Below are 6,970 nucleotides of genomic sequence, written 5' to 3'. Positions count from 1 at the left end.
AAAACGGTACCTACCCGATTCACCGCCCGCTCTTCATGTACACCAACGGTCAGCCGACCGGTGCAGTCAGGCAGTTCATCGACCTGGCCAAAACCGAAGAGGGCAAACGCCTGATCAGCGAATCAGGGTTTGTCAATATCCATTGAGCCTTGATTACAAAGCGCTCTGCTCCCTGATTCTCTATTTTCATAACAGAAAGCCGCTCCTCACCGGGCGGCTTTTTGCTTTTTTCATTGCCGAAAAGCAGTGCAGGGTAGTGAAGGGTGCTGAAAAAGGTTATTATTTATCTAACTTTATACTCATTCGAATAACCAAATAACCTTGTAATGAGAGTTCCCGACTTTCGGAAAACCGTTGTTTCGGCACTGCTGCTTCTCATGCTTGCCGGCATCACGGCATGCAAAAAAAACGACACTGAAGCACTCCGGGGCGAGCGGGTTGTCACGGGAATTTCGGCGGATTTTGACTATCTCAATCCCCTCCTGATCCAGCTCTCAATGTCACGCGAGATCTGCATGCTGCTCTACCCGTCGCTGGCAAAACCCTCCTATGACAAAGCAAACGGCGCTATTACCTTTCTTCCCAACACAGCAAACAGCTGGGAGTTTTCCGCAGACGGCCAAAAGGTGACCTTTCACCTGAAGAGCAGCGCCCGGTGGGAAGATGGCAAACCGGTAACATCTCATGACTTCAAATACTCCTATGCCCTCTATAAAAGACCTGAAATTGCAAGTTCCCGTCAGCACTATCTGAACGATCTTCTGCTGCTCGCGGATGGCACGGCAGATATTGAGCGCGCTGTTGAAGTGCCGAACGATTCAACACTGGTGCTGCATTTCAACAAGCCGATGGCTCCCGAGATCATTCTTGATCATTTCAACGATCTGATGCCGGTTGCCGAGCATCTCTTCAAGGCCTACTCTCCCGATGAAATCCGTTCAAAAGCGGCTGAGATACCCGTGCTGAGTGCCGGACCGTTCAGGGTTAAAAAGTGGTCGCGTCAGGAAAAGCTTGAGCTTGTCACAAACCCCTCTTCGCGGCTGCCTCACCCTGCGATCATTAAAAATCTGATCTTTCTTGTGGTTCCCGAATACACAACCCGGCTGGCTATGCTGAAGTCAGGCCAGATTGATGCCATGATCTCTGCCGGAGGCATCAACCCGAAGGATATCCGTGAGCTTGCCAAAAGCTCGCCTTCAATTGCGATCAAACCGGTAAAGAACCGTTACTTCGACAGCATAGTCTGGCTCAATATCGATGGAGAGGCCTGGAGGAATGAACATAAAATCAAGCCGAATCCCCTTTTCGGAGATAAAAAAGTTCGTCAGGCGCTGACACTTGCCATTGACCGCCAGTCGATTATTGACGGCTTTATGGGACCGGAGCACGCAACCATTATCAATACCTCACTTTCGCCCGCATACAAATCAATCGCCGACACATCACTTGACCCCTACGCCTACAATCCACAAAGAGCAACCGCCCTGCTGCGCGAAGCAGGTTGGGCTCCGGGTCCTGACGGCATTCTGCAGAAACAGGGGAGAAAATTCTCATTCGAACTGGCCGCTCCGGTTGGTAACCCCCGTCGCAACTACGCCGCGACCATTGTACAGCAGAATCTGCGAGAAATCGGAATTGAGTGCCGGCTGAAATTTGACGAAAGCCTTATTTTTCTGAAAAACCAGAACAGTTTCCGTTACGAGGCTGCACTCTCCGGCCTTGCTGCCGAAACACTCCCCTTCCAGCTTGTTATCTGGGGATCCGATTTTGTAAAACGCCCGTTCAACTCTTCGGCATTCCAGAACGGCAGACTGGATACCGTTATTGATGAGCTGAGCCGACCTCTTCCAAAAGAGCGGGAAGTTGCGCTCTGGAAAGAGTACCAGAAGATCCTTCATGAAGAACAGCCAAGATCATTCCTCTATTACTATGATGAGCTTGAAGGATTCAACAAAAGGATCAGAAACAGTGATGTCAACCTGATTTCGACACTCTACAACGTCTACGACTGGAGTGTAAAACCTTGAACCGGCTCTCCCTTTCCTGCACCCAGCCCCCGACTGCCGTCGGGGGCTGCCGATACCCGCGCTCTTCCGGAGCTTATGTTATTCGGGATCGAATGCCATGATACCTGCGTTACCACGAAAGCCTGAGGCAGGTAAAGAGGGGGTTGCTGTCACTGCCGTTTTTTGCTATATTCAACTGCTTTTTTCAAAAGCAGTTGAATAACGTCTTCCACCATCAGCGAACTTATTGTTTTATGCCCCGTTACACACCTGAACAGCTTGAGAGGAGAAATGCTTCGGTCTGGACTAAAGTTCAGGGCATCCTGGCACCTATCCAGTTTGTCATGTTTCTTGCCGGCCTCACCGTTACCTGGCTCTATCAGTCACATATCTGGATCGACAACTTTTACTGGATCACCTTTTTTGTGACCCTGAAAACCTTGATGCTTGTGCTGATATTCGTAACCGGAGGTTTTTTTGAACAGGAGGTATTCGGTCAATTTGCCTTCGCTCCCGAGTTTTTCTGGGAGGATTTCGGCAGTGCCATTGCCATGATTGTTCACATCTCCTACTTTATCCTGTTTTTTATAGGGCTCGATGAAAACATACTGATCCGGACTGCACTGCTCGCCTACCTGAGCTATCTGGTCAATGCTGCACAATTTGTTATCCGCCTGCTGCTTGAAAAGCATAATGAGAGGAAGCTCAAACAGCAGAAAAGCCTCTGATCACACCCGAATACAAAAGGATTAATAGAGGTGTCCATATGAAAGCAAAAGCCATACTCTTCAGCGGCGTCCGCCAGATCGAACTCGCTGAAGTAACCCTTAAGGCACTCTCTTCAACCGATGTGCTTGTTGAAACCCACTGGTCGTCAATCAGTACCGGCACGGAAAAGATGGCCTATAACGGGCTGATCCCCTCTCCACCCTTTATCTTTCCCTTTATTCCCGGTTACGAGACCGTCGGAAAGATCATCAAGGCAGGAAAACATGTCAACCAGAGCCTGATCGGCAAATTTGCCTATGTAGCGGGCTCGTTCGGTTATATAGGAGTTAATGCCGCATTCGGCGGGGCTTCCGAGTTTATCGTCTGTCCGGTCGAGAGCATCACGGTTCTCGATAATATCGACAATCCGCGTTGCGGCATTGCCCTGCCTCTTGGCGCAACAGCGCTGCACATAGTGGATCTTGCAAAAGTTGAAAACAAGAAGGTCCTGGTGCTCGGTCAGGGTGCGGTCGGTATTCTTGCTGCCGAACTGGCAAAACTCATGGGAGCAAAACTTGTTGCTGTGACTGAACCCAATCAGAACCGCCTCAACCTCTCTTCGGCTGACCTTAAAGTAAACCCTGACACAGAAGATGTCTCCGCCGCTCTTGCCGGTCATGAGTTCGACGTCCTGATTGACAGCACCGGCATCATGAGCGCCATCGATACCGGACTCAGGTTTCTGAAATTTCAGGGGGTGGTTATTTTTGGTGGCTATTACCAGAGAGTAAATATTGACTACTCCCAGGCCTTCCAGAAAGAGCTCTCCTTCATTGCAGCCAAACAGTGGGCAAAAGGTGATCTTGAACGGGTGCGTGAGCTTATTGCAGAGCGCAAACTGAATGCCGGAAGGATTTTCACCCATCAGCACACCGTCGAAGATGATATCACTGAAGCCTACATCCAGGCCTTCAGCGATCCTGACTGCCTTAAAATGATCCTGCTCTGGAAAACCAATGCAGAACAGGACGATAACGGATGCTCATCTACCGCATAACCCGGATAACCATAAGCAGTACCTGATGCCAGCAAGAACCATCGCTATTTACGGAAAGGGCGGAATAGGAAAAAGCTTTACGACCACCAACCTCAGCGCTACCTTCGCCATGATGAACCGGCGGGTGCTGCAGCTTGGCTGTGATCCGAAACACGACTCAACCACATCCCTCTTCGGCGGCATACCGCTGCCGACCGTCACGGATCTCTTTGCTGAAAAAAACGCTCAGAACCAGCAGGTTACCATCAGCGACATTGTCTTCCGACGCGATATTGCAGATTTTCCCCAGCCAATCTACGGCATAGAACTCGGTGGCCCCCAGGTCGGGCGGGGATGCGGAGGACGGGGAATCATCTCGGGATTCGACCTGCTTGAAAAGCTCGGCATCTTCAACTGGGATATTGATATCATCCTCATGGACTTTCTGGGCGATGTCGTCTGCGGAGGATTCGCCACACCGCTTGCCCGTTCACTGAGTGAAGAGGTGATACTGGTCACGAATAATGACCGGCAGTCGATCTTTACCGCGAACAACATCTGCCAGGCCAACAACTACTTCAAAACCATCGGCGGACAATCCCGACTGCTCGGCCTCATTATCAATCGTGATGACGGCAGCGGCATAGCCGAAAAATATGCCGAAGCCGCCGGTATCTCCGTACTCATGAAGGTACCCTATAACGCCGGAGCCCGCGATATGGACGACAGTTTCGACTTTGCGGTCAGACTGCCTGAACTCGGCGATAAGTTCCGGACCCTGGCCACAGAAATTCTTGAAAACCGTATTAAACCCTGCCATGCAAGAGGCCTTGATTTCATGCAGTTTGTCCGCCTCTTCGGTGATGTCAGTGACGAATCCCCCACTCCGGCAACGCCGGAAGAGCTTTTCGGCAGCCCTGCCGCTTCGGTAACGCCAATACCGGACACAGCGAACCTCTCACAGGACAATGATGACCTGAAAATGAAACAGTGCATTGAACAGCTCTCCGAACTGGAGAGAGCAATCTACCGGATGAGTGAAGAGGAGGAGAGAAGCATCACCGAAATTGCAGCGATGTTAGAGCGTGAGGAGTCAGAGATTCGTGAACTGCTTGCCGCTGCCCGCACCCAACTGAGAAAACTCTTCTTCAGCGCTTAATTGAAGAGATTTTAAATGCTGAATGGTGGATTTTGGATTTTGGATAGCCAACAAAAAAGGCCGCCTTTTCAGGCAGCCTTTTTTGTTATACTTTTTTTCTTTCCGCCGGCATCAACAACCGGCGCAGCTATAAACCCTCAGGCGTTAGCTTTTTTCGTCGCCCTTGCCCTGGCGTTTGGATCAAGGAGCTTCTTTCTGAGTCTGATGCTCAGAGGCGTTACCTCAAGCAGCTCATCGTCATTGATAAACTCAAGAGCCTGCTCCAGCGAAAGGATTTTGGGAGGAGTGAGACGAAGTGACTCGTCTGTTCCCGATGAGCGCATGTTGCTGAGCTTTTTGGTTTTGCAGACGTTCATGGTAATATCAAGACCTCTTGTGGACTCACCGACAATCATGCCTGCATATACCTTGGTATTTGGCGAAACGAAGAAGGTTCCGCGATCTTCAAGGGCGCTCAACGAATAAGCAACACAAATCCCTGTTTCGGAAACGACAAGTGCGCCGGTTTCACGTGAGGGGAGCTTGCCCTTGAACGGCTGGTAGTTGATAAAGACGTGCGACATGATGCCCTCGCCTTTGGTATCGGTGGTAAACTCAAGGTTGTAACCGATAAGTCCTCTTGTTGGAATTTCAAACTCAACCCTTACCATACCGCCGCGAAGGGTACCCATGTGAATCATCTCCGCCTTTCTGCGACCCATCTTTTCGATAATCACACCGGTATACTCTTCCGGAATATCAATAGTAACATGCTCGATAGGCTCAAGCATCGTTCCCTGCTCATCATAATGCATGATCACCTCAGGCCGGGCAATGGCAAGTTCATAACCTTCACGCCGCATGGTTTCAATCAAAACCGAAAGATGGAGCTCTCCCCTTCCTGAAACACGGAAGGTATCTGCGCTGTCGGTCTCTTCGACGTTGAGAGCGACATTGGTCATAACCTCTTTCATCAGACGCTCACGAATTTTCCGGCTGGTGACCTCTTTTCCTTCCAGTCCGGCAAAAGGAGAGTCGTTGACCGAAAAGAGCATGGAGAGGGTCGGCTTGCTGATTTCAAATGAATCAAGCGATACCGGATCATCAACTGAAGCGAGAGTCAAGCCGACGGTGGCATCAGGGATACCGGCAATGGCAATAATGTCGCCTGATGTCGCTTCCTTCGCCTCGATTTTCTGCACCTTGTCAAACTGGAAAACCTTTGTTACCGTCCCCTTTCCAACAATGCCATCAGGAGAGACAACAACAAGCTGGCTTCCGGGGCTAACCTTGCCGCGATGAATGCGGCCGATAGCTATTTTTCCAATGTAGTCGCTATAATCAAGCGTCGTCACCAGCATCTGGAAACCTCCGTCATCTTCGGCAACCGGAGCAGGAATCTCCTTGATGATGATATCAAGAAGCAGGCTCATGTCGCCATCTTCATCATCCATGCTGTATTTGGCAATACCGTTTTTGGCCGATGTAAAGATATAGGGGAAATCAAGCTGATGCTCTTCAGCACCGAGGGCAATAAAGAGATCAAGAACCTGATCATGCACCTTGACCGGATCAGACTGCGGCCGGTCGATCTTGTTGATAACCACAATCGGCTTCAGATGGAGCTCAAGGGCTTTGCGAAGTACAAACTTGGTCTGCGGCATCGGCCCTTCAAACGCATCAACGAGGAGCAGCACACCGTCAACCATCTGCAGAATACGTTCAACCTCACCGCCAAAGTCGGCGTGACCCGGTGTATCAACAATATTGATCTTGTGATCTTTATAAACCGCCGCTGCATTTTTCGAAAAAATGGTAATTCCCCGCTCACGCTCCTGGGGATTGGAATCAAGCACCCTTACATTTACCTGCTGATTATCCCTGAAGGCGCCTGTCTTCTGAAAAATCGAATCAACAAGTGTTGTTTTTCCATGATCAACGTGGGCGATAATGGCTATATTTCTGATATTCTTTGTATCACTCATCTTTTTTCCTTGTAAATAAAGTATATTTATACCCCGTACCGGCCCGAATATACAATTTTTCTTTGTATTTATGGCCGCAATCTTTGTCCCCTGACAA

5 protein-coding genes and 1 pseudogene are annotated in these 6,970 nt (G+C 49.9%); 5 read left to right on the top strand and 1 reads right to left on the bottom strand.

Annotated features, from left to right (window positions below; genetic code table 11):
• The 5 genes and pseudogenes from G9409_RS12070 to G9409_RS11630 form a co-directional block, all read left to right on the top strand.
• Nucleotides 1-146 (top strand): annotated as a pseudogene (locus G9409_RS12070) (phosphate-binding protein); the annotation flags it as partial.
• A gap of 180 nt (nt 147-326) precedes the next feature.
• Nucleotides 327-2,027, top strand: a complete 1,701-nt coding sequence (locus tag G9409_RS11645; RefSeq protein ID WP_166808920.1) for an ABC transporter substrate-binding protein — start codon at nt 327-329, stop codon at nt 2,025-2,027.
• Nucleotides 2,028-2,260: 233 nt separating this feature from the next.
• Complete coding sequence (gene bchF / locus G9409_RS11640; protein WP_006367202.1) at nt 2,261-2,734, top strand: 2-vinyl bacteriochlorophyllide hydratase; 474 nt, start codon at nt 2,261-2,263, stop codon at nt 2,732-2,734.
• Between the two features lie 38 nt (nt 2,735-2,772).
• A complete protein-coding gene (gene bchC / locus G9409_RS11635) occupies nt 2,773-3,771 on the top strand; it encodes a chlorophyll synthesis pathway protein BchC (RefSeq protein ID WP_166808919.1) in 999 nt (332 codons plus the stop codon).
• Between the two features lie 25 nt (nt 3,772-3,796).
• Nucleotides 3,797-4,909 carry a chlorophyllide a reductase iron protein subunit X gene (locus tag G9409_RS11630; RefSeq protein WP_166808918.1) on the top strand — a complete coding sequence of 371 codons (1,113 nt, stop codon included), beginning with the start codon at nt 3,797-3,799 and terminating at the stop codon, nt 4,907-4,909.
• 137 nt (nt 4,910-5,046) lie between these two features.
• Here G9409_RS11630 and typA read toward each other — a convergent pair whose 3' ends face one another.
• Entirely contained in the window at nt 5,047-6,873 is a 1,827-nt protein-coding gene (gene typA, locus G9409_RS11625) for a translational GTPase TypA (RefSeq protein ID WP_166808917.1), read from the bottom strand.
• Between the last annotated feature and the right edge of the window lie 97 nt (nt 6,874-6,970).

The sequence above is a fragment of the Candidatus Chlorobium masyuteum genome, from assembly GCF_011601315.1.
Taxonomy (GTDB): domain Bacteria; phylum Bacteroidota; class Chlorobiia; order Chlorobiales; family Chlorobiaceae; genus Chlorobium; species Chlorobium masyuteum.
This window is presented reverse-complemented; position numbering and strand designations above follow the sequence as displayed.